Origin of the sequence: Natronorubrum tibetense GA33 (genome assembly GCF_000383975.1) — an archaeon.
GTDB classification, from domain to species: domain Archaea; phylum Halobacteriota; class Halobacteria; order Halobacteriales; family Natrialbaceae; genus Natronorubrum; species Natronorubrum tibetense.
On sequence record NZ_KB913017.1, the window covers coordinates 3,450,148 to 3,470,663 of the forward strand.

Genomic DNA, 20,516 nt, shown 5'->3' on the forward strand with positions numbered 1-20,516 from the left:
GACGACAGTTCGCCAGTATATCCGACGTTGTGGCGGGGATTCGAACCCCGGAGGCTTGACGCCACATGGTTAGCAACCATGCGCCTTGGGCCGCTTGGCTACCACAACACCGTGTCTCTATCATCGCCCTCCCGGACTCGGGGACTGCTCCCCTACACGTATTGCACCCGAATTTACCCCCGACGGGTACTTAAGCGCAACGAAAGGTGGCTGCCAGGAAGCGACTCTCTTCGGCCCGGCCGACTCTCGATCGCCCGTAACTCTCACCATTTATAGTATAGGATCGAAAATCCCAGTATAGCCATGGACCTATACGAGGCCGAAGCCGCGTTCGAACATCCGGTACTCGAACTCGACACGCTGGCCGAGATGTTCGAGGCGAGCGTCGACCGAAACGGCGACCGACCCGCTCAGCAATACAAGGGTGGCATCTACAGCCGATCGATCGCCAGTGGTGGAGACGATACGCCGCTCGAGCCGGCCCCCAATGGCGAGTACGCGACGATCACTTACGATCGAATGGGCGAACTCGTCCGCCGACTCGCGGCGGGCTTTCGTGACCTCGGTATCGCCGACGGTGAACGAGTGGGAATCTTCGCGGACACGCGCATGGAGTGGGCACTGTCCGACTTCGCGGTCTTGGCCGCCGGCGGCGTCGTGACGACCGTCTACAAGAGTTCCTCGCCCGACCAGATTCGGTACCTGCTCGACGACCCCGGCGCCTCGGGGGTCATCGTCGAGAACGAGACACTCCTCGAGCGCGTCCTCGATGTCGGAGACGATCTCGCCCTCGAGTTCATCGTCGTTCTCGACGACCTCGAGAGCGACGAGTACGCGGACCGCGAGGACATCCTCACGCTCGCCGACCTCTACCGCCGGGGTGCCGAACGATTCGAGCGCGACGAGTACGAGTCGTGGCTCGACGAGCGCGATACCGCCGACCTCGCGAGCCTGATTTACACCAGCGGGACGACGGGCCAGCCGAAGGGCGTCCGGCTCACGCACAAAAACCTCCGGTCGAACGTCAATCAGACCTACCGGCGCTACGGGCCGCGGCCGGACAAAGACGCGGACGATCCAACCATCGACGACGAGACGCAGGTCGTCTCCTTTCTCCCGCTCGCACACGTCTTCGAACGCACCTGTGGCCACTTCATGCTCTTCGCGGCGGGCGGCTGCGTCGCCTACGCTGAGAGCCCCGAGACGCTCACTGAGGACTTGCCGGCGGTCGCGCCGGACAGCATGACGAGCGTCCCGCGCGTCTACGAGAAACTGTACGATGGTATCCGGGAACGGGCCGCCCAGGACGAGGCGAAAGCCGATGTGTTCGAGTGGGCCGTCGACGTCGCCCGCCGCTATCAGGCGGCCGACGAGCCGAGCGACGAACTCGAGGGGGAACTGGAGAGCGCCGATCAGCTCGTCTTCGCGGAGATTCGCGAGAGCATGGGTGGCAACATCGAATCGCTAATCAGCGGCGGTGGCAGCCTCTCTCCGGAGCTCTGCCGGCTCTTCCACGGCATGGGCCTGCCCATCTACGAGGGGTACGGCATGACCGAGGCGTCGCCGGTCGTCGCGACGAACCCGCCGGCGGACACGCGTATTGGAACCATCGGCCCGGCGCTCTCCGGTCTCGAGACGAAGATCGATTCGTCGGTCGTCAGCGACGACGATTTTGACGACGAGGGCGATATCGGCGAACTGCTAATCAGGGGGCCGAACGTCACCGATGGATACTGGAACAAACCTGACGCGACCGAGGGTGCGTTCACTAAAGACGAGGACGGCAACCGCTGGTTCCGAACCGGCGATATCGTCCACGAACGCCCCGACGGCTATCTCGAGTTTCGCGAGCGCGCGAAGCAACTCGTCGTGCTCTCGACCGGGAAGAACGTCGCCCCTGCGCCCATCGAGGACGCATTTGCCTCGGTCGACGTCGTTGAACAGTGCCTGGTCGTCGGTGACGGCGAGAAGTTCGTCGGGGCCCTCCTCGTTCCGAACGTCGATGCGCTTCGGAGTCGAGCCGAGAGCGAAGACGTCACCCTCCCCGACGACATCGACGCGCTCGTCGAGGACGAGTGGGTGCTCGAGCAGGTCGATGCGGCCGTCGACGACGTCAACGAGGCGTTCGAATCTTACGAAACAATCAAGCAGTTCAGACTGATCCCCGAAGAGTTCACCGAGGCGAACGACCTGATGACGCCGACGATGAAGAAGAAGCGCTCGAAGATCGAAGATCGGTACGACCACCTCGTCGAGGAGATCTACGCGGACGACGAGACGGTCGGCGCGAGTTCGGACTAACCCGCCGACGAGGATCGACGGGATGCCGAAATAGATCGGCGACTCGCTGAGGCAGACCGGCGGCTCACCGACGCGAAACCGTCGACTCGCCAATGCAGACCAGCGAGTCGCCGCTCTCGGTTCGCTCGAGTCGCGTCCGGGTCCGACCGGCTGCAACCGACGCCCTGTCCTCGATCCGACCCACCGCGTCCGATGGGTCAATTTATTATCATACGGCCGTTAGCTGTCGCCAACTGGTGTCCCGATCGAGCCTCCTCCGTCGAGTAGGCGTCGCGGCCTGTGCGATCGTCGCCATCGCGCTCGTGGCGGCGACCATCCGCTCGCCCCTCGAGACCGGCGGCGACGGCACGGGCGGTGGCAGCGGCGGCGGCGAGGGAGACGGCGTCGGTCAACCGGCGCCGCCGGAGAGCGCTGCCGACGGAAGTGTCCCGGCGTTTCTCGAATACCTAATCATCCTGTTGCTCGTCGTCTTCGCGCTCGCGCTCGTATGGTATCTCCTCGCCCACCGACGCGAGGCGGTCAAACTGATCGCGATCGGATTGGTCGTCCTGTTTATTACGGCAGTGCTGGTGTACGCCATGATGGCGGTGCTGCCGTTCGCCGCGGGCGAGTTCGAACCGGCTGAGCAGCTCTCAGGTAGCGGGGAAGGCGGAGCGGGTGAGGGCGGCTCGTCCGGGTCCGAAGAGGAGACCCCGATATCCATCGGGCCGATGTTCGTCCTGCTGGCGCTTCTTACGGCTATCTTCCTCGGCGGACTGTTCCTCTCTCGCGATTCCAGCGGGACCGAAGATCGACGGTCCGGCTCCGATCTCGCGGACGACGATTCACGGGTCGACGGGGAGACGACCGCCGCCGTCGGGACGGCCGCGGGAGCGGCGGCCGACCGACTCGAGGAGACCGACGAGTTCGACAACGCGGTCTACCGCGCCTGGCAGGAGATGACCCGGCCGCTCGAGGTCGATCGACCCGACTCGAGCACGCCGCGCGAGTTCGCCCGCGCCGCGACCGACGCGGGAATGGACCGCACTGACGTCGACGAACTCACGCGATTGTTCGAGGATGTCCGGTACGGGGACGCGCCAACTACACCCGAGCGGGAGGCCCGGGCGATCGAGGTGCTCCGCCGGATCGAAGCCGAGTACGCTGACGCTTCGGATGGGGACTCGAGCGACGATCGGATCGACCCGAAGGCCGCCGAACGGCATCGCTCTCGAGGTGACGACCCGTGAACACCGCTCGCATCGCGGTCCTGTTCGGAAGTGTCGCATTCCTCGCGGCGATTGGCACGGTCGTCGGAGTGTTCGATCTCGCGTTGACGAGCGAGACCATCGTCTTCGTCGGTCTCGTCGCGCTCGGTATCGGGCTCGTCGGACTCTCCCGCGCACGCGGCGACCACCATCACGCCGGGACGCCCGACCCCGAGCGACGGACCGAGGTCCCGGTTCCCGGTCGATCGCTTGCCGACGCCGCCGAGGAGTTTCGCGGGATGAAATCGAGCGTCGTCGTCGACAGCAACCGGCTCACTGCAAAGCTCAAGACGGCTGCAATCGCTTCCCTGACGCGCTTCGAGGGGCTCTCCGGCGAGGAGTCGATCCGGCGCGTCGAGGACGGCACGTGGACCGACGATCGAACGGCAGCCGCCTTCCTCTCGGAGTCCAGGGAGTTCCCGCCGCGGTCGATCCGAGAGCGGCTCACGGGCCTCGTCAGCCGGTCCGGCGAAACCAGGTACCAGACCGGTGTCCGACACGCGGTCGCCGCGATCGTCGCCGTCAGTACCCACCCGTTCGCCGACGAGGGTGAGGACTCCAGTGTCGAATCCGAGAGCCCGACCGCCGAATTCGGTCGCCCCATCGCCGATCGCGACCGACCGTCACTGTCCACGTACGGCCGCTCGTCCGTCTCGCACGCTCGGTCGCGGTCGAACCGCCGAACGACGACCGACTCGGTCGAAGACGTTACAGCCCGTCGCCCTCGCCCGACCGGTCACTGGTCCGGCGTCGGTGCCGTCGCGCTCCTCGCCGTCGGTATCGGTGCCATCGCCGAATCCCCGGCCGTCGTCCTCGCCGGCGTCGTCGGCGTCGGCTACGCCGGCTTCGCCTACGCCACCGAGCCACCGGTACTCGATATCTCCCTCGAGCGGGCGGTGAGCGACGACGATCCGGAACCCGGAGACGACCTCGAAGTCACCCTGACGATCACGAACGAGAGCGGCTCGTTCGTGCCCGACCTGCGGCTGGTCGACGGCGTCCCCCCGGGGATGGCGGTCACGGAGGGAACGAGTCGCCTCGGAACCGCACTGCGACCGGGGGAGTCGGTGACGCTCGAGTACGCCGTGACAGCCCGCCGAGGGAGCCACGCGTTCGACCCCGCGCTCGTGCTCACCCGTGACCTCTCTCGGTCGACGGAGCGCGAGCAGTTCGTCGGCGCCGAGACGACGATCGTCTGCGAGCCGTCGATGCGTCCGCTCGCGTCGGCGGTGCCGCTCCGAGACGCGACGGCGGCCTACGCCGGCCGAATACGGACCGCCGAGGGCGGTTCCGGGACGACGATTCACTCCGTCCGGGAGTACCGCAAGAGCGACCCACTCAACCGGATCGACTGGAACCGCCGCGCCAAGACGGGCGACCTCGCGACTCTCGAGTTCCACGAGGAACGAGCAGCTCGCGTGATCGTGCTGATCGACGCGCGGCTAGTCGCTTACCACGCGCCGCTGCCCGACGCGGCTCACGCCGTCGATCGGTCGGTCGACGCCGCGGGACGGATCGGCACGTCGCTGCTCTCTACGGGCGAATCGGTCGGCCTCGCCGCGATCGGACCGGTCAGTCGCGACGCAACCGAACGGTCGACGAGCGATCCGTGCTGGCTCGCACCGGGATCGGGACGCCACCACGAGGTGGAGTTTCGCGAGTCCCTCGCAACCCATCCCCAGTTCGCGACGCACCCGCCGGACGGCAACTGCCATTGGCGCCGACAGCTACGGACGATTCGCCGGCGACTCTCCGGCGACAGTCAGGTCGTCTTCCTGACGCCGCTGTGTGATAACGCGTCCGTCGAGATCGCCCGACAGCTCGAGGCCCACGGCCACCCGGTGACCGTCGTCAGCCCGGACCCGACGGCCGATCGGACGGCCGGACAACAGCTATCGCGCGTCGCCCGTCGCGTTCGAGTAGTCGACCTCCAGCGAGCGGGGATTCCAGTTGTCGACTGGCCCGACGACGAGTCGCTGGATACCGTGTTCGCACGCCACGCGGGTGGTCGTCGATGACCGAAGACGGAGGCGACGGTGAGTTCGGGGAGGGAGTCACTCGGCGACCTCCCGTTCTGCTGAGCATCGTCGCGGCCGTCGCTGTCTCAGTCGGTGTCCTCTCGACCACCGTCGGACCGTCCAGCGCGATCACGTTCGGTGTCATCGGTGCGATCATCTTCGCCATCGGACTCGTCCGGTCGCGTCAATCGACGCTCGACGCCGGCGCACTCGTCGTCTTCGCCGGAATCGTCGGTGGCGGGCTCGAGCAAACGGCGGTCGAACCGACCGTTATCGGGACGATTGCCGTCGTCGTCGCGTGGGATCTGGGCCACAGCGCCGTCGCCCTCGGCGACCAACTCGGCCGCGAAGCACAGACGCACAGACTCGAGGCGGTCCACGTCGTCTCGAGTCTCCTGATCGGGCTGTTCACGGGGACGGTCGGCTACGCAGTTTACGTTGCGGGCGGGAACCAACCGGTCGCCGCGGCCGTGTTGCTGTTGCTTGCCGCAATCCTGCTGGTCGTCGGTCTCGGAAGACGGCGCGACCGGTCTGCCATCGGGAACCGATCGGGACTCCCGCGAAATCGGTGAGCTGTCCGGAAAATCAGCCGTAAGCGTCGAGACTCAGATCTCCGCGTACTCGCCGACGTACTCGTCGTTGAGCTCCCACTCGCCGTCGCCGTTTTTGACCATGTACTCGCCGTAGTAGGGGACTCGGTTCGCGACGACCTCGCGGAACGCCTCTCGGATCTCCGGTTTGGTCATCTCGCCCATCGGTTTCAGGTCGTCGTTGCGGTTGAGACAGCCCTTCAAGTAGCCTTCGTGGGTGACGCGGACGCGATGACAGTTCGCACAGAACGCGGCGTTCTCGACTGGATCGACGATTTCGACCATGCCGATTCCGGGCGAATCCGGTGTGAGTTCGTCGACGCCCTCCGCGTCGCTGCCACCGACCCAGTAGCGCTTTCGGTCGTGCATCTCGCGGTGCTCGATCTCGACGGCCTGCTCGGCCAGCCAGTCGTGTACGCGCTGGATGTCGATGTTCCACTCCGGTTTCCCCGTCAGTTCGGGCATGTACTCGATGAGCTGGAGCTGGAGCCCCTCGTTTTCCGCGACGTGGTCGACCATCTCGGGCACGTAGCCTGCGGTGTGCTCGAAGACGACCATGTTGAGTTTGACCGGATCGAGGCCGGCTTCGAGCGCCGCGTCGACGCCCTCAAGCACCTTGTCGTAAGCCCCACTCTTGGTCACGGCGGCAAAGTCCTCCGGGTCCAGTGCGTCCTGGGAGACGTTGACCCGCTCGAGACCGGCGTCGACGAGGTCCTCGGCGCGGCCGGGGAGGAAGGTGCCGTTGGTCGTCAGCGACACCTCCATCTGATCGGGTGTCCGTCGGATGATTTCCTCGAGATCCTGACGGAGCATCGGCTCGCCGCCGGTGAACTTGACCGCGTCGACGTCGAACTCGGCGGCGACCTCGAGGAAGCGAACGACATCGTCGGTCGACATCTCGTCGTCCTGGGGATCCATCGGCCCGCGAGTGTCGCCTAACCCCTCGTTGTGACAGTAGATACAGTCGAAGTTACACCGATCGGTGAGGGAAACCCGAACCCCGGTTACCTCCCGCCCGAACTCGTCGGTGAGCATACCATCCGATTGCAGGTGGATCCGCTTAAACACGACGGGTGTTCCCGCCCCTACGTAACCAATAATGGTTTCGTCCGCGGCCGGAACCCGCGCAGCTCTCACGGCCAATTTTGGTTCGGAGGATTGAGGCACGCAATCGATCCCGGTTTCGGATCGATTACTATTGGGGGTGGGCGTAGTGGGTGTGGTCATGAGTACGATCGCAGAGCTGACGATCCCCGCGGAGGAGTTTGCCCTCCGGGAGTCGCTCGAGACCACGGATTCCGTCGGCGTCGAGATCGAGCGCGTGGTCGCGTACGACCCCGAGTACATTATGCCGTACGTCTGGTTCGACGGCGACGAATCGGCGCTGGAAGCGCTCCACGACGCGCTTGCGGACGACCCGAGCGTCGACGAGTACGAACTGCTTACCGACCTCGACGACGAGCGGCTCTACCGGCTGAGCTGGGTCGACGATGTCACCGTCATTATCCACCTGCTCACCGAGGAGCAGGCGACGATCCTGGATGCGAGCGTCGAGGAGACCCACTGGCGGTTTCGGGTGCTCTTCCCCGAACGCGATTCGCTCTCGAGCACGTACGACTTCGCGACCGAACACGGACTGACCGTCGATATCCGGAAGATCCACCAACTCGAAGAGGACAGACACGGACTCTACGGCCTGACCGACGCCCAGTACGAGACGCTCGTCGAGGCCCTCGATCGCGGCTACTACCAGATTCCCCGCGACATGGATATGGAGGGGCTGTCGGACGAGCTCGACATCTCCCATCAGGCGCTCTCCGAACGACTCCGGCGCGCCCATCAGACGCTCGTCCAGGAAGCCATCGACGTCGGAACCGACGACGAGCGGTAATCGCGTGTTGCCGTGGCTCGAGCGGATTCTAATCGACCCGGCGGGGAAAGCGGTCGGCGCAAGAACTACCCGACCGACCGTCGAACGCTATCGTATGGACGAGGACATGCTCGAGGACCAGCGCCGCCTCGTGGAACTTATCGAAGCAGAGGGCTGGGACGTGACGGATCTCGAGATTTCGGCGTACGATAGCCCGTGGGCCGACGAGGACGATCCCGAGGCGACGGTGACGATCACGGCACGAAAACCGTACGAGAGCAAGGATGGTGATGGTAACACGGACGATGAAGACGACGACAACCCGTTTCGGTTGAAGTAACGTGGACGTGTACGGGACGACTTCGCTTCGGGCGACTCTCACACTGTGTTCGAAGTAAGCTACCACGCCCTGAAGGGCGTGGCATTCAGCGTGGACTCCCGTTCTAACCGCTAAGAGCGGTAGGCGAATACTCGCCGTTCACGTTCAACATCCCGCTGTTCAAGCGCACGCCTACGGGTGCGCCTCCACGTCCAGACTTTTGCTGGTCGCGGAGATACTTCAGTCCGATATTCTTCGCGGCGTTGTAATCCGCGTGAACATCGTACCCGCACTTCAGACAACCGAAATCGTCCTGTCCGTTGTTGTGAGGGCGGTTGTCCTCGTGGGTGAACCCACACTTCGAGCAACGCTGACTCGTGTACGCCGGATTAATCTGCTTCACCACAAGCCCCTCAGATTCTGCCTTGTACGAGACGTACTCAAACAAGCGGTGGAACGCCCACTTGTGAACCGCCTTCGCGTGCGGTAGGCGCTCGCGGATGCCTTTGAGTTGCTCAAACACGATATGAGTACAGTCGTTCTCAAGGGCTTCCTCTACGAGTTCGTTCGAGATTGCGTGAAGCATCTGCTCGAAACGTCCAGTCTGCTTGCGACCGACTCGTTGAACGTTCTCGTGCGCCCAGCGAGTCCCTGTCTGTTGCAGGTCGCCACGTCGCTTCTCGTACTCACGGTGCCAGTGAGTGAGTTCACCGCCGCTCCAGAGGCGTCCGGTTGAGGCGGTTGCGATGTTTGTGATGCCGAGGTCAACACCAAGGACGGAGACGTGCTTGGAATCGCCTTGTTCGGCCTCATCATTCTCCACGGCGGGCTTTGTCCGCACGTGGAGGTAGAAACAGTCCTCAACATCGTCATAGTGGAGCGTAGCTCCGTTCACCTCGTAATTATCGTTGAACAAGTACGCCGAGTGTGGCGTGTCACGCTGTTCGTCGGGAAGAACAAACTCTGCGGTCACTCGCCCGTCGATGGTGGCGAGTGTTGCATGGTTGTCGTTGACGGTAACGGTTCGCGCATCGTAGCTGGCAAAGCGTGAGGTGAACTGTGGCTTCGAGGCTTTCTTCCCTTCCTTCCAGCGTTCAACACAGCCTTTAACGGCTTCTGCGGCTCGGTTGCGTGCGGCTTGCACGAGATTGGCCGGAAGCGGTGAGTCTTCTCTTACGTCGTAGTAGGTGAGGTCGTGGAGTTTGGTTTTGCTGGTGATTTTCCAGTCTGGTTCCCACGCTGTGTCTACGACGTAGTTGGCGGCGTCGAGGAAGCGGTCGGTTGTCTGGTGGAGGAGGTCAGCGGCACTTTCGTCCACGTCGAGTTTGACGGGCACGGTTCGAGTGGCTGAGTCCTCCACCATCTGTACTTCATATGTAAGAGCCCGTATTTATACTGATTTGGATTGGATGAGGGAGTCGGCCAGCCATCGAGCGTGGTTTGTGTCCGTGTTGCCGGCTTCCTCCCGCGCCTGAAGTCGCGGGTTTCCGCCTTGCAGTCATTATGAAATTCGGACAGCGTATCCGGTTTTTGGGCCGTTTGCCGGCCTCGGTGGTGGAAACACCGGTTCGGCGCGAAGCTCCGTACAATTCATCTCGATCACGGTACTCGAACGCCGGTCACGAGGTTCCTTTTTTCGCCGTCGCCGGTCACTGGCCCCTCCATTTTCTCCGTTTCATTTCGGTCACTTCGAAAAAGGTATTGCTGTTTCGTGAGCAGCGCCGGTAATGGATCAGGAGCCATCGACCACTCGAAGGGACGGGGACGGCGGCCGTACGACCCGGTCCCCCGAGTCGTCTTTCGTCGATAGCATCCTCGATGGCGAACGAAAGACCGTGACCGTCCTCGAGACGCTCGAGGAAGACGATACGTTCGACGAACTCGATCTATCGATCGCTCGCTCGATCGCGCGTAACTCCCTCCGCGACTCGTGAGACGATCTGCTGTACCTGTATTCTGGAGCGATCCCAGAACGGATCGCGGTCGCTCCGGAACCGACAGACGGCGGTCCGTCTGCGGTGCTCCACGTCGTACCCGACATCAGCGCTCGAGCCTGAGGCAGTGATTCTCGAGTCCGCGGCAGTAACTCTCGAGTTCGAGGCAGTGCTCCCGTACGTATCGACCAAAGAGCGGTCCGGCGTTGCGGTCACCCCTTGATGTTACAGACGGGGTACGTCCGCGCCACCCTGTCGCCGATGCCGAGTTCGTCCGAGACGCGGACGACCTCGTCGACGTCCTTGTAGACGCCCGGCGCCTCCTCGGCCACCGTCGCGCCCGACTGCGCTTTGACGTAGATCTGGTCCTGGTCCTCGAGTTCTTGCTGGACGTCACCGCCCCAAAACTCGTCTTTGGCCTGCGTGCGGCTCATCAGTCGCCCCGCGCCGTGGGCCGTCGAACCGAACGTGAGATCCATCGAATTCTCGCCCCCGCGAAGAATGTAGCTGCCGGCGCCCATGCTGCCGGGGATGATCACCGGCTGACCGACGTCGCGGTACGCGTTCGGCACTTCTGGGTGGCCCGCGGGGAACGCGCGGGTGGCACCCTTGCGGTGGACGTAGAGTTCGCGCTCGGTCCCCTCGTCGTCGACGACGTGCGTCTCCTTTTTGGCGATGTTGTGCGCCACGTCGTACAGCAGATCCATCTCCATTTCCTGCCAGGAGCGGTCGAAGACCCGCTCGAAGACCTGCCGCGTGCGGTGCATGATCAGCTGGCGGTTGACCCACGCGAAGTTGATCGCCGCGTTCATCGCGCCGTAGTAGTCCTCGGCGAGCTGCGAGCCCGCGGGCGCGGCTGCAAGCTCCCTATCCGGAAGTTGGTCGAGGAGCCCCTGGTGTTGCTTCTCAATCTTGCGCAGGTAGTCGTTACACGTCTGGTGGCCTAATCCGCGCGAGCCGCAGTGGATGAGGACGACGATCTGGTCCTCTTCAAGGCCGTACGCTGTGCCCACGTCACCGTCGAAGACGTCGGTGACGCGCTGGACCTCGAGGAAGTGATTGCCCGAGCCGAGCGAGCCGATCTGGTTCTTCCCGCGATCCTTGGCCTTTTGGCTCACTTTCTCCGGGTCCGCGCCCTCGCGCATTCCCTCGTCCTCGCAGTGGAGCAGGTCTTCTTCGACGGCGTGGCCGTTCTCGAGGGCCCAGTCGACGCCGCGAGCGAGGATCTCGTCGACGGTGTCGACGCCGGCTTCGACGATGCCGCCGCCGCCGAGACCTGAGGGAACGTTGGCAAATAGCGAGTCAACGAGCTCCCGCTCGTTGCCCTGGAGCTCGTCGTAAGTCAGGTTCGTCCGCATCATCCGGACGCCGCAATTGATGTCGTAGCCGACCGCTCCCGGCGAAATACAGCCGTTTTCGGCGTCCAGTGCCCCGACCCCGCCGACCGGAAAGCCGTAGCCCTGGTGGCCGTCGGGCATACAGATCGCGTAGTTGGTAATTCCGGGCAGGTGGGTCGTGTTTTTGAGCTGCTGGAGCGTCTTGTCGTCCTGGATCTGCTCGAGGAGCGCCTCGCTCGCGAACACTCGCGCGGGGACGCGCATCTCGCCCTCCTGTGGGATCTCCCAGACGTACTCACGCACTTGCTCGAGCGTGATGCCGTCGGCGTCGAACGTGGTGTTGCTCATACGCACAACTCGACGCCGGACAGTGAAAGAAGTTCGTCTCTGGCACCGCCGTCGCGAGTCGGGATCGCTGTCGCCGGACGGTCGAAACCGATCTCGAGCGATCGATACACGGCGGCGCAGTCGCCGTTTGATCGCCCCATCCGTATTTGGTCGTCCCTCGAGTTGGGAGGCGTATGAAGCGACGAACGGCGCTCGCGGCTGTGGCGACTGGCGGACTCAGCCTCGTTGCCGGCTGTCTCGGTCGGCTTCCGCTCGTCGGTTCGAGCGTACAGACGGAGTTCGAACTCGTCGATCCCGAACTCGAGGTCGAGGACGACCCGGACGTGAGGGTCGACGACGATACGGTCACGGTTTTGGGAACGGTCGAGTACGCCTCGAGCGAGTGCGGCACGGTCGATCTGGCACACGCCGAGTACGAGGCCTCACAGGACCGACTGGACGTGCTCGTCGTCGCCGCGGACGACGGCGGCGGCCTCGGCGGGTGTACGGACGATATCGTCCAGACGGGCTATCGCCTCGAGGCCGCGGTCGACGGGCGGCTTCGCCGCGTCTCGGCGACCGAACATCACGTCTTCGGCGACACGTACTCGACGTCCGTCGACGGACTCGACCGGTGAGACGTGCGCGTCACTCGGTGCTGGTCGCGAGGGTCTCCACGTGCTCGTCGGCGTCCGTCGCGACTCGCTCGAGGTGGCCGTCGACGGCGTACGGATCGCCACCCGTGATGAGCAAGACGGAGGCCATCCCGAACAGCACGCCGTGGGCGAGCACGGGATCGTCCGGGAGCGCGAACAGCGTGAGCGTGAAGATCGCGATCGCCGTTCCGGCGCTGGCGCGGGTGAACAGTTCGGCGATCAGCGCCGGGGTGGCGATGCTCGCGGCGAAAAATTCCGAAACTCGGCGGCATCTCTGATCCAGTCTCGAGAGTACCGTAGCGAGCGTGAAAACACGTCTGCCGTCCAGTTGTGCGTACGAATCGGCGTTTCAGGGCGGATGAGTTCGAAGACCGAGAAGATCAAACGTCGAAGACGACGTACGCCTCCCAGTCGCCCTCGTCGGACGCTCCGGCATCGACTCGCTCGAGACGCATCTCCGAGTAGGTCACGGCCTTCACCTCACGGGCGTCGATCTCGTCGAGCGGAACACCGCGAGTACTGGCCTCTAGGGTCCACTCGGTCTCGTCAGCACCCGCTGTCCCGGTCCCCGCACCGTTTTCGCCGGACGGCTCGATTCGCTCGACGCGGTGGCCGACCGGCAACGCCGCTCGCACGTCCCGTTCGTAGATCAGTTCGTCAAGGTAATCGAACAGCAACGCCTCGCGGCTCTCCGCGCTTACGGAGAGCGAAAAGCGGTCTCCAGTCTCGGCGGGAACGTCGTCGGCCGAGGCGGCCGCGAGCCCGTTGGCGACCGCGGCGAAGACGGCCTCGAGCGTGTCCCCGGTCGCGGCAACCGCGATGTCGGCCGTGTGATCGCGGAGTTCGAATCGTCCGCCCTGCGTTCCTGTCATCAGTTGCTGGCTACGACTTCGACCACGGGGAAGGTATGCCCGTCGGTTTCGTTGCGCAGGATTTTATCCGATTGCGTTCTCATCGGCAGGTGATCCCATCGATGCATACTGGTCGACGGGCGATCACCTGATCGGTTCTCGAAGCGGGTCACTCGTCTGACGATACGAATCGCCGAGTGCCGGTGGAATTATATTGACGACGATGGTAGGGTGAAACAGTGAGCGTCAACATCGACAGCTGCGTCGTCACGCCGGGGAGTGACGACTACGTCGACGAAGCCTGGCAGCTCAAAGAGGAGATCAACGAGCGGGAAGGCGTCCTCAAACAGCGCCACAATTTCTTCTCCGACGCGTACCGTCGGTCGACGGTCCACTGTTACGTCCGAGAGGGTGAGCTGATCGGATTCGCGGCCGTTCGACGCGACGGTTACATTCTCTTTCTGGCGGTCTCCCCGGAGCTCCGCGGTGAGGGAATCGGCAAACAGCTCGTCGCCCGCGTCGCCGAAGATCACGACACGATCACGTGCCACGCCCGGACGAGCAACGAGAACGCCCTCCAGTTCTACGAACACCTCGGCTTCGAGATTAAACGCCGTATCGACGACTACTACGAGGACGGCGGCGACGCCTACTACCTGAAACTCGGCTCCGACGTCGGCATCACCGACAAGATTTCGGAACTGATGCGTCGGTAGAGCGGCCGTTTTTCCGTCCGGGTCAACCGGAGATCGCTCTCGTATCTGGGTCCGGCAGCGCTCAGAGGGTGCCATCTCCTCGGCGATCCGGTCGATAATCTCGCCGCACTCGGGCTCGAGGTCGCCGTCGAGTTCCGTGATAGGGCGTTTTCTCCGCGAGCGCGTTTTCTCCGCGAACGTGTCGAGAATCATCGTTCGGACGGTTCGTCGACGGCGCTCGAGACGTTCCCGTTCCGGATCGCGATATCTTCGACCGTGACGTCCGACGTGAGGCCGGCCATCGTGGGGTGATCCGGAGCAGACTCGTACCCGTCGTTCAGCGGAACGGCCACGAGGACCAAGGCGTATGTCCCGTGCCAACCTAACACACCCATGACTGAGCACGGGGTAACGGTCGAGACTAGTTCACTCCAGCGTCGAGGCACCGTCGACTACATGCGAATGGCCGGTCGGCGGAGTACCGTTCACGGACTCGTCGAGGTCGACGTCACCGAGGCGAAACGGCGCATTCGCGACCGGGAATCGAACACGGGAGAGCGTCTCTCGTTCACGGCGTTTCTCGTGTGCTGTCTGGCTCGAGCCATCGAAGCCCATCCGCACGTTCAGGCGTACCGAGACTGGCGAGGTCGGACCGTCCAGTTCGACGACGTCGACGTGAACGTCCTCGTCGAACGGCAGATAGACGGCGAACAGATCGGGGTTCCACACGTCATCAGGGCAGCCAATCGGCGTTCACTGCAGTCGATCCACGACGAGATACGAGCGGCCCAGACGGATCCGGACGACGGACGACAGACGGGAATGGCCGCTCTGGGTCTCCGGTTACCCGGCCCCATCCGGCGGCAGTTGTGGCGTCTTCCGCAGCTGTTTCCCCGGCGGTGGAAACGCATCGCGGGCACCGTCGCCGTAACGTCCGTCGGAATGTTCGGTACCGGCGGCGGCTGGGGCGTTAGCCCGACGAACTATACCCTCCAGCTCACGGTCGGCGGAATCGAACGGAAGCCGGGGATCGTCGACGACGAAATCGTCCCTCGAGAGTTCCTGAGCCTCACAGTGACGTTCGACCACGATGTCGTCGACGGTGCACCCGCTGCCCGGTTCGTCCAGCGGTTGGCGGAGCGCATCGAAGCGGCCGACGGGATCGAAACGGAACTCGAGTCCTAGTGATCCGGATCCATCGAGCGCGCCTGACGACCGGCCGATGTCGACAGGGACCCGAAAACGAGTCGTTGCGACGGTTCGATACCGGCGAGATCGATCCATCACAGTTTACGGACCGCAGTCGGCTGGCGGGCAGCGAAGCGCAGATCAGTCCGATACGGAGACGCCGCCGAACGCGGCGAAGCCGGTAACCACGAGATCGAGTTCGTCGTGACCCCCCTCACGGCGTGGCCGATCGTCGGCGGCTCCGCCCAGTACTGGGAGGACATCCATCCGTACGTTCCAATCGCGAGGGACGATGATATCGACCCCGCCGAACAGCGCGACGGCGTTGATCTGTGCCGGTCGGCTCTCGATCTCCGTATCGCGAAGATCGAGTTCGGTGCCGCCGAAAATGGCCGTCAGATCGGCACCGGCGAACGTCCTCGAGGTGTTTCGCTTCTCGACGCCGCCGAACGCGGCGAACGCGGACGTGAAGGCGTCGTCGGTCGCACGAACCCGCGATCGGAACTGGCCGGTGATGATCGAGAGACCGAAGGCAATCACGAACACCGGCCAGAAGACGACGACCTGGTCGACGGTCGCGTACTCGAGTGTGACCAGTTGCCACGCGCCGGCGACGCCGATCAGGACGATCGGACCGACGATATTGCGAAATCGGCTCTGGACGAGCGCCCAAACGCCGACGACGACGAACAGCGACGGGACGTAAACCAGCAGGCTCTGGGTCGGCGAAACGCCGGTCGTCTCGAGTAAGAGCAGGACGCCTAGCAGGACCACTAATGCTCCGAGGAGGAGTTGGCTGGTCGGAAGCCGACGGGAGGAGAGTGACGTAGGCATACAACTAGCTACGTCGCGGATGGAGAAATAGCCGTAGTACGTTTCTTCGTTGTCAGGAAATCGATTCCGAAATGAGTAGCCAGTAATGGTGACCGTGCCCGTGGCAATAACACGGTTCCCAATGATAACTGTGCGAATTGACACGAGTCTATGGCCGGATACCTCACGTCCCTGTTCGCGTTCGTCCTCGTGGCCCACGGACTCGTCCACTTGCTCGGGGTCGCGGTGTACCTCGAGCTCGCGACGGTCGCTGACTTGCCCTACAAGACGACGTTGCTCGGTGGTGCGATCGACGTGGGCGATAGCGGGATGCGAATCTATGGCCTCCTCTGTGGGGTTGCCGCCGTCGGGTTCGTCGCGTCGGCTGGCGCGCTTCTCGTCGACTGGCACTCGTGGCGGCGGCTGTTGGTCGCGGTGACGCTGTTTTCACTGGGACTGACGATACTCGACTGGACGGTCGCGTCCGCCGGTATTGCCGTTAATCTGATTATTCTGGCCGTTCTCGTCGCAGACATTTGGAATTTGGTCTGATGGACGACAACCGCCGACGAACGGGACGGTGGCCGGCAATTCTATATCGACCATCACGGCGACAACGGCGACTTCGGTCGCCAGGTGGGGTTGAAACAGCGTTATTCGTCGGTCGAAAAGATAGCCGAGGGGGACGGTCCCGTACCATCGCGAGTCGCGGAACAGGCGATCGAGCGTGCAGGGCACCAATACCGTCGGCGTTTTACGTCTCACTCCGCTTCGTCGCCGAGTAGGTGCCTGAACGCGACGTACAACACGGCGAACATCACGATGAAGACTAGCAACCCCTGAACGGCCATCGTGAGCCGGCTTTTGTCGCCGGTATCGGATTCCTCGTCAACGGTCAGTTTGTCGTCCGCAGTCGGCTCGTCGTCGCGTCGTTCGTCGAGCGGTTCACCGATCGTCTCGCCGACGGCCTCGAGAATGGGGTCACGTAACGGCGTCTCCAGTCCGGCGCGCACCGCTTCCGAGACGAACAGTTGGATCAGGTCGTTCTCCAGGTCGGCGTCGTCGAGTACCGTATCGAGTGACGGAGCCATTGGTCTGTCACGTGAGTACACTGTGCAGTCGGATAACTGTTAACCGAGAGGTCGGATCGTGAGGCGCCTGGCGGCCACTGATTCGATCTCACGCTCGAATCGACGCTCGCGCGTTACTTCGTCCGTTTACTCCCGGACGCAGTCGTCTCGACGCCGGGGCTGTAGAAGTGAACCGGGTCCGACTCCGGCGTCGAGAACCCGTTCGCGCGAAAGAGCGTGTTGGTCTCGATTTCGACGGCGGCGTCGTACAGCGGCCACGGCTCGTGATCGATGGTTGCGTAGCGCAGCGTTCCGTCCGGGGCTTCGGTGTAGTAGCGATAGCGCGCTGTGAGAAACGCAGCGAGCGTGTCCGGTTCGCCGGTGTACCGGTCGCCGACCGGGCCGTAGGTTGCGTCGAACCGGACCGGTCTGGCCCCCGGATGACGACGGCGATTCGTGAATCGAATGCGACCATTTTCTCCACGAAGGTCGATGCTGGCGTAGTAGTACGGGAGATAGTGGAAGAGCCGAGCGCCCAGAACCGCGAGGAGTCCGTCCGCGTCGAGGCTAAAGAAGTACACGCCTGGCGCACCGTCGTGAGTCACGTAGGTCCGCAGGTTGAGTTCGGGGAGCGGGATACCCACGCCGGAGGGAAGTCTCCGCGGCCGGACGTCGATGTTCGTGAACGGGACGACCGAGAGCCACGCCTTCCCGTCGCGGGTGTCGAGCGCGAGCGCCTCCGGGAGGTGGGGCTCGACCACGGCCGGATCGACCGGCCAGTTCGCGAAGAGGACGTGGCGCCAGCCCATGTGCAGTGATCCGAGCATCGGTTCATCCTAACGGACGACCAGGAGACGGAAATAGCTGCGTTCGGAGTCGAGCCATTCGGCAGGATTATACCCCCGCACACACGATTACTCGAGACGCATGGAGGAGCGAACGAGGGCCTATCTTCGCGGTCGATTTCGTGATCACTACCGGCGGACAGAGATCACGCCGCCGCCCGCGGCCAACGAACGTGAGTGGGGCTACATCCCCTGGACCGAAGGGCCGGATACGACGATGGTCCGCCACCGGTCGCTCCTCGAGTTAGGCGATCTCTCGGAGTTTCTCGTCCGGAAGCGGCCACAGCACGTCTACTTCTCGGCGGGACGGTTCCGTGATCCCGGTGCCAGTTCGATGCACGCGAAAGACTGGCAGTCCGCGGACCTCGTCTTCGACTTAGACGCGGACCACCTGCCGAGCGTGACCCTCGGCGAAGATTCCTACGCCGAGATGCTCGCGAAGTGTAAGGACGCGCTGTTCCGACTGATCGAGTTCCTGGAGGACGATTTCGGCTTCGAAGAACTCGAGTTCGTCTTCTCGGGCGGTCGCGGCTATCACGTTCACGTCCGCGACGAGAACGTCCTGCATCTCGACCGAGAGCACCGCCGAGAGATCGTGGACTACGTTCGCGGCATCGGGATGGACTATGAGGAACTGATCGAGACCGAGACCGTCGCCGGACTCGGGCGAAAGACGCCGACGGAGCGACGAACGCTCGAGATCGACGGCGGCTGGGGCGCCCGAACCCACGACCACCTGATGGCATTCGTCGACGACCTGCTCGCGATGGACGACGAGGACGCCCTCGCCCGCCTCCAGGAGTTCGACGGCATCGGCGAGGGGAAGGCGACGGCGACGCTCAACGCGGCCCGCAACAACCGCGAACAGCTCGAGGCTGGCAACGTCACCGTCCACACCGCGGTCTCGCAGTTAGCCGAACGGTTCGCCAGTCAGGCGGTCGAGCGTGACAACGCGCCAATCGACGAACCGGTGACCACCGACACGAACCGGCTCATCCGCCTGCCGGGGAGCCTCCACGGCGGGAGCGGACTGAAGACGGTACGCCTCGAACGGGACGAAATCGCGGAGTTCGACCCCTTAGACGACGCCGTCCCCGAGACGTTCCAGGGCCACGAGATCACCGTCGACGTGACCCGCGGCGGCGAGGTCGAACTCGGTGGGGATAGCTTTACGGTCACGGAGGGTGACCAGTCACTACCAGAGTACGTTGCCGTGTTCCTGATGGCACGCGGCCGCGCCGAGAAGGAGAAAGAATGAATTTAGACGAGTTGCGTTCGGTCCAGAGCAAGGAGCGCCAGAAAGATAGCCTCCAGAATTTGCGCCCCTCGTTCTACCAGGAGGTCGGCGAGTACATCGCCGATCTCGAGGACGAACGCGACCGCGTCGCCGAACAGGCCGACGATCCCTTTTCGTCGCCCGAAGTGAGCCGACTCACCGACGAGATCGAGACTGCCAAGGACGTCGTCGAGGCCATCTACGAGCGGCGCATGGGCAAACTCGTCAAGCAGGCCAGCCTCGCCGCGGCGGGGATGCCGGCCAACGACGACGGGCTGACCGCGGAGGAGGCCGACCTCTTCGACGACCTCGTGGACCGAATTTCGTCGAACAAGACTCGTGTGCTAGACGTGCTGGAGGGCCTCGAGACCGAAGCTGAAACCAGTGTGAGCAGCGGATCCGATCCCGCAGCCGACGCCGGTGGCGATCTCGATCCGACAACTGGCGGACGCGACCCCACGGCCGTCGATCCGATCGACGACTCCGAACCGTCGGTCCCAGAAGCCGCGCCAGCGGACGCGCCACCGGTGCCACCGCAGGACGCGCCGGCCGACGGCGACTCGGCCCCCGCAGCCGACGGAGGCGAGACGGCCGTCGAGGGGTCTGACGGCTCGAGCGGCGTCACGCCCGCGGACGTCATGGGCGGCGACGGACCCGAGATCGACGATCCCGAGACGCCGTCCGAGGCGGCTCCGGCACCGCCGGACGATGCCGGCGGCGATTCAGACGGAGGTGCGAATGATACCGACATCGACCGCGTCACCGTCAAGATCACCCGCGACATCGGCTCGATTCTCGGTGTCGACGATCGCGAGTACTCGCTCTCGACGGACGACATCGTCACCCTGCCCGAGCAGAACGCGACGCCGTTGCTCGAACAGGAAGCCGCCGAATCGCTCGAGTAGCATCTCTGTACCTGTTTTGTTACGAATGTCCAATTCGCTCGAGCGGGCTGTACACACTGGCTGCGGTGCTTTCCACAATTTCCCCCAAATCGCTTCTCATACCTGTGCTCACAGAGTTCGCATACTAACCGGTAGAGTCTCTACCATTTTCAGGTGATGTTTGTAGCGTCGTGCTGCATACACAGCGCGAATGTTCCACGGTATGTGACTCGATTTACGAAAACGATGATCAACCAGTGCAGGCTAACTATCGACTCTCTTCCGTCGGTTCGGA

The 20,516-nt window shown here is 63.7% G+C and carries 20 protein-coding genes, 1 tRNA gene and 2 pseudogenes; 13 read left to right on the plus strand and 10 right to left on the minus strand.

The genetic code is table 11. From position 1 onward, the window contains the following. Positions 1-25: 25 nt before the first annotated feature. Positions 26-108 (minus strand) — tRNA-Ser (locus NATTI_RS0117640). Positions 109-303: 195 nt separating this feature from the next. Here NATTI_RS0117640 and NATTI_RS0117645 point away from each other — a divergent pair. From NATTI_RS0117645 to NATTI_RS0117660, 4 genes are all read left to right on the plus strand, one after another. Beyond that, positions 304-2,301 (plus strand): AMP-dependent synthetase/ligase, encoded by a 1,998-nt coding sequence (locus NATTI_RS0117645; RefSeq protein WP_019992004.1) that lies wholly within the window; start codon positions 304-306, stop codon positions 2,299-2,301. A gap of 92 nt (positions 2,302-2,393) precedes the next feature. Beyond that, on the plus strand, positions 2,394-3,530 hold the full coding sequence (locus NATTI_RS0117650) for a DUF4129 domain-containing protein (protein WP_006088582.1): 1,137 nt from the start codon (positions 2,394-2,396) through the stop codon (positions 3,528-3,530). After that, on the plus strand, positions 3,527-5,566 hold the full coding sequence (locus NATTI_RS0117655) for a DUF58 domain-containing protein (protein WP_006088581.1): 2,040 nt from the start codon (positions 3,527-3,529) through the stop codon (positions 5,564-5,566). The genes NATTI_RS0117650 and NATTI_RS0117655 overlap by 4 nt, the downstream gene beginning before the upstream one ends. Continuing rightward, on the plus strand, positions 5,563-6,138 hold the full coding sequence (locus tag NATTI_RS0117660) for a DUF7519 family protein (RefSeq protein ID WP_006088580.1): 576 nt from the start codon (positions 5,563-5,565) through the stop codon (positions 6,136-6,138). The genes NATTI_RS0117655 and NATTI_RS0117660 overlap by 4 nt, the downstream gene beginning before the upstream one ends. A gap of 33 nt (positions 6,139-6,171) precedes the next feature. On the opposite strand, the gene moaA is transcribed toward NATTI_RS0117660, so the two are convergent. Then, positions 6,172-7,191 (minus strand): GTP 3',8-cyclase MoaA, encoded by a 1,020-nt coding sequence (gene moaA, locus NATTI_RS0117665; protein WP_006088579.1) that lies wholly within the window; start codon positions 7,189-7,191, stop codon positions 6,172-6,174. 190 nt (positions 7,192-7,381) lie between these two features. Here moaA and NATTI_RS0117670 point away from each other — a divergent pair, with 190 nt between their 5' ends. Together NATTI_RS0117670 and NATTI_RS0117675 are read left to right on the plus strand one after the other, a co-directional pair. Beyond that, positions 7,382-8,047 (plus strand): helix-turn-helix domain-containing protein, encoded by a 666-nt coding sequence (locus tag NATTI_RS0117670; protein WP_019992005.1) that lies wholly within the window; start codon positions 7,382-7,384, stop codon positions 8,045-8,047. 94 nt (positions 8,048-8,141) lie between these two features. After that, positions 8,142-8,366: a hypothetical protein gene (locus NATTI_RS0117675; protein WP_027119201.1), complete on the plus strand. Its 225-nt coding sequence runs from the start codon at positions 8,142-8,144 to the stop codon at positions 8,364-8,366. A gap of 103 nt (positions 8,367-8,469) precedes the next feature. Here the strand turns inward: NATTI_RS0117675 and NATTI_RS0117680 are convergent, their stop codons facing one another. Next, a complete protein-coding gene (locus NATTI_RS0117680; RefSeq protein WP_006088576.1) occupies positions 8,470-9,708 on the minus strand; it encodes an RNA-guided endonuclease InsQ/TnpB family protein in 1,239 nt (412 codons plus the stop codon). 478 nt (positions 9,709-10,186) lie between these two features. Between NATTI_RS0117680 and NATTI_RS27525 the strand changes: the two are divergent. Further along, positions 10,187-10,279 (plus strand): annotated as a pseudogene (locus NATTI_RS27525) (orc1/cdc6 family replication initiation protein); the annotation flags it as partial. Between the two features lie 212 nt (positions 10,280-10,491). On the opposite strand, the gene NATTI_RS0117690 reads toward NATTI_RS27525, so the two are convergent. Further along, on the minus strand, positions 10,492-11,964 hold the full coding sequence (locus NATTI_RS0117690) for an RtcB family protein (RefSeq protein ID WP_006088574.1): 1,473 nt from the start codon (positions 11,962-11,964) through the stop codon (positions 10,492-10,494). 173 nt (positions 11,965-12,137) lie between these two features. Between NATTI_RS0117690 and NATTI_RS0117700 the strand changes: the two genes are divergently transcribed. Beyond that, positions 12,138-12,581: a hypothetical protein gene (locus tag NATTI_RS0117700; RefSeq protein ID WP_006088573.1), complete on the plus strand. Its 444-nt coding sequence runs from the start codon at positions 12,138-12,140 to the stop codon at positions 12,579-12,581. A gap of 10 nt (positions 12,582-12,591) precedes the next feature. Here the strand turns inward: NATTI_RS0117700 and NATTI_RS27080 are convergent. Beyond that, positions 12,592-12,825, minus strand: a pseudogene (locus tag NATTI_RS27080) (DoxX family protein); the annotation flags it as partial. Positions 12,826-12,979: 154 nt separating this feature from the next. Continuing rightward, entirely contained in the window at positions 12,980-13,471 is a 492-nt protein-coding gene (locus NATTI_RS0117715) for an archease (protein WP_006088571.1), read from the minus strand. A gap of 218 nt (positions 13,472-13,689) precedes the next feature. Between NATTI_RS0117715 and NATTI_RS0117725 the strand changes: the two genes are divergently transcribed. After that, positions 13,690-14,166, plus strand: a complete 477-nt coding sequence (locus NATTI_RS0117725; RefSeq protein WP_006088570.1) for a GNAT family N-acetyltransferase — start codon at positions 13,690-13,692, stop codon at positions 14,164-14,166. A gap of 188 nt (positions 14,167-14,354) precedes the next feature. Here the strand turns inward: NATTI_RS0117725 and NATTI_RS27085 are convergent, their stop codons facing one another. Beyond that, complete coding sequence (locus tag NATTI_RS27085; protein ID WP_241434264.1) at positions 14,355-14,540, minus strand: hypothetical protein; 186 nt, start codon at positions 14,538-14,540, stop codon at positions 14,355-14,357. On the opposite strand from NATTI_RS27085, the gene NATTI_RS0117735 reads away from it, so the two are divergent. Then, positions 14,539-15,330 (plus strand): 2-oxo acid dehydrogenase subunit E2, encoded by a 792-nt coding sequence (locus tag NATTI_RS0117735; protein WP_027119202.1) that lies wholly within the window; start codon positions 14,539-14,541, stop codon positions 15,328-15,330. The two genes, NATTI_RS27085 and NATTI_RS0117735, sit on opposite strands and share 2 nt — an antisense overlap. Positions 15,331-15,474: 144 nt before the next feature. Here the strand turns inward: NATTI_RS0117735 and NATTI_RS0117740 are convergent, their stop codons facing one another. Then, positions 15,475-16,167 (minus strand): LiaF transmembrane domain-containing protein, encoded by a 693-nt coding sequence (locus NATTI_RS0117740; RefSeq protein WP_027119203.1) that lies wholly within the window; start codon positions 16,165-16,167, stop codon positions 15,475-15,477. 150 nt (positions 16,168-16,317) lie between these two features. Between NATTI_RS0117740 and NATTI_RS0117745 the strand changes: the two genes are divergently transcribed. Then, positions 16,318-16,698 carry a hypothetical protein gene (locus NATTI_RS0117745; protein WP_006088567.1) on the plus strand — a complete coding sequence of 127 codons (381 nt, stop codon included), beginning with the start codon at positions 16,318-16,320 and terminating at the stop codon, positions 16,696-16,698. A 209-nt stretch (positions 16,699-16,907) separates the two neighbouring features. Here the strand turns inward: NATTI_RS0117745 and NATTI_RS0117750 are convergent, their stop codons facing one another. Both NATTI_RS0117750 and NATTI_RS0117755 read right to left on the minus strand, forming a co-directional pair. Further along, a complete protein-coding gene (locus tag NATTI_RS0117750) occupies positions 16,908-17,237 on the minus strand; it encodes a hypothetical protein (protein ID WP_006088566.1) in 330 nt (109 codons plus the stop codon). A gap of 113 nt (positions 17,238-17,350) precedes the next feature. Continuing rightward, positions 17,351-18,043, minus strand: a complete 693-nt coding sequence (locus tag NATTI_RS0117755) for a YqjF family protein (protein ID WP_027119204.1) — start codon at positions 18,041-18,043, stop codon at positions 17,351-17,353. 100 nt (positions 18,044-18,143) lie between these two features. On the opposite strand from NATTI_RS0117755, the gene priS reads away from it, so the two are divergent. Together priS and NATTI_RS0117765 are read left to right on the plus strand one after the other, a co-directional pair. Then, positions 18,144-19,319, plus strand: coding sequence for a DNA primase small subunit PriS (gene priS, locus NATTI_RS0117760; RefSeq protein ID WP_006088564.1), 1,176 nt, complete (start codon positions 18,144-18,146; stop codon positions 19,317-19,319). Then, positions 19,316-20,242: a hypothetical protein gene (locus tag NATTI_RS0117765; RefSeq protein WP_006088563.1), complete on the plus strand. Its 927-nt coding sequence runs from the start codon at positions 19,316-19,318 to the stop codon at positions 20,240-20,242. The genes priS and NATTI_RS0117765 overlap by 4 nt, the downstream gene beginning before the upstream one ends. Positions 20,243-20,516 lie beyond the last annotated feature (274 nt).

Bases quoted from the DNA above. Each gene is read 5' to 3' on its own strand.
- NATTI_RS0117645 (WP_019992004.1), top strand. From the start codon at position 304: ATGGACCTATACGAGGCCGAAGCCGCGTTCGAACATCCGGTACTCGAA.
- NATTI_RS0117650 (WP_006088582.1), top strand. From the start codon at position 2,394: ATGCAGACCAGCGAGTCGCCGCTCTCGGTTCGCTCGAGTCGCGTCCGG.
- NATTI_RS0117660 (WP_006088580.1), top strand. From the start codon at position 5,563: ATGACCGAAGACGGAGGCGACGGTGAGTTCGGGGAGGGAGTCACTCGG.
- moaA (WP_006088579.1), bottom strand. From the start codon at position 7,191: ATGCTCACCGACGAGTTCGGGCGGGAGGTAACCGGGGTTCGGGTTTCC.
- NATTI_RS0117670 (WP_019992005.1), top strand. From the start codon at position 7,382: ATGAGTACGATCGCAGAGCTGACGATCCCCGCGGAGGAGTTTGCCCTC.
- NATTI_RS0117675 (WP_027119201.1), top strand. From the start codon at position 8,142: ATGGACGAGGACATGCTCGAGGACCAGCGCCGCCTCGTGGAACTTATC.
- NATTI_RS0117680 (WP_006088576.1), bottom strand. From the start codon at position 9,708: ATGGTGGAGGACTCAGCCACTCGAACCGTGCCCGTCAAACTCGACGTG.
- NATTI_RS0117690 (WP_006088574.1), bottom strand. From the start codon at position 11,964: ATGAGCAACACCACGTTCGACGCCGACGGCATCACGCTCGAGCAAGTG.
- NATTI_RS0117700 (WP_006088573.1), top strand. From the start codon at position 12,138: ATGAAGCGACGAACGGCGCTCGCGGCTGTGGCGACTGGCGGACTCAGC.
- NATTI_RS0117715 (WP_006088571.1), bottom strand. From the start codon at position 13,471: ATGACAGGAACGCAGGGCGGACGATTCGAACTCCGCGATCACACGGCC.
- NATTI_RS0117735 (WP_027119202.1), top strand. From the start codon at position 14,539: ATGACTGAGCACGGGGTAACGGTCGAGACTAGTTCACTCCAGCGTCGA.
- NATTI_RS27085 (WP_241434264.1), bottom strand. From the start codon at position 14,540: ATGGGTGTGTTAGGTTGGCACGGGACATACGCCTTGGTCCTCGTGGCC.
- NATTI_RS0117740 (WP_027119203.1), bottom strand. From the start codon at position 16,167: ATGCCTACGTCACTCTCCTCCCGTCGGCTTCCGACCAGCCAACTCCTC.
- NATTI_RS0117745 (WP_006088567.1), top strand. From the start codon at position 16,318: ATGGCCGGATACCTCACGTCCCTGTTCGCGTTCGTCCTCGTGGCCCAC.
- NATTI_RS0117750 (WP_006088566.1), bottom strand. From the start codon at position 17,237: ATGGCTCCGTCACTCGATACGGTACTCGACGACGCCGACCTGGAGAAC.
- NATTI_RS0117755 (WP_027119204.1), bottom strand. From the start codon at position 18,043: ATGCTCGGATCACTGCACATGGGCTGGCGCCACGTCCTCTTCGCGAAC.
- priS (WP_006088564.1), top strand. From the start codon at position 18,144: ATGGAGGAGCGAACGAGGGCCTATCTTCGCGGTCGATTTCGTGATCAC.
- NATTI_RS0117765 (WP_006088563.1), top strand. From the start codon at position 19,316: ATGAATTTAGACGAGTTGCGTTCGGTCCAGAGCAAGGAGCGCCAGAAA.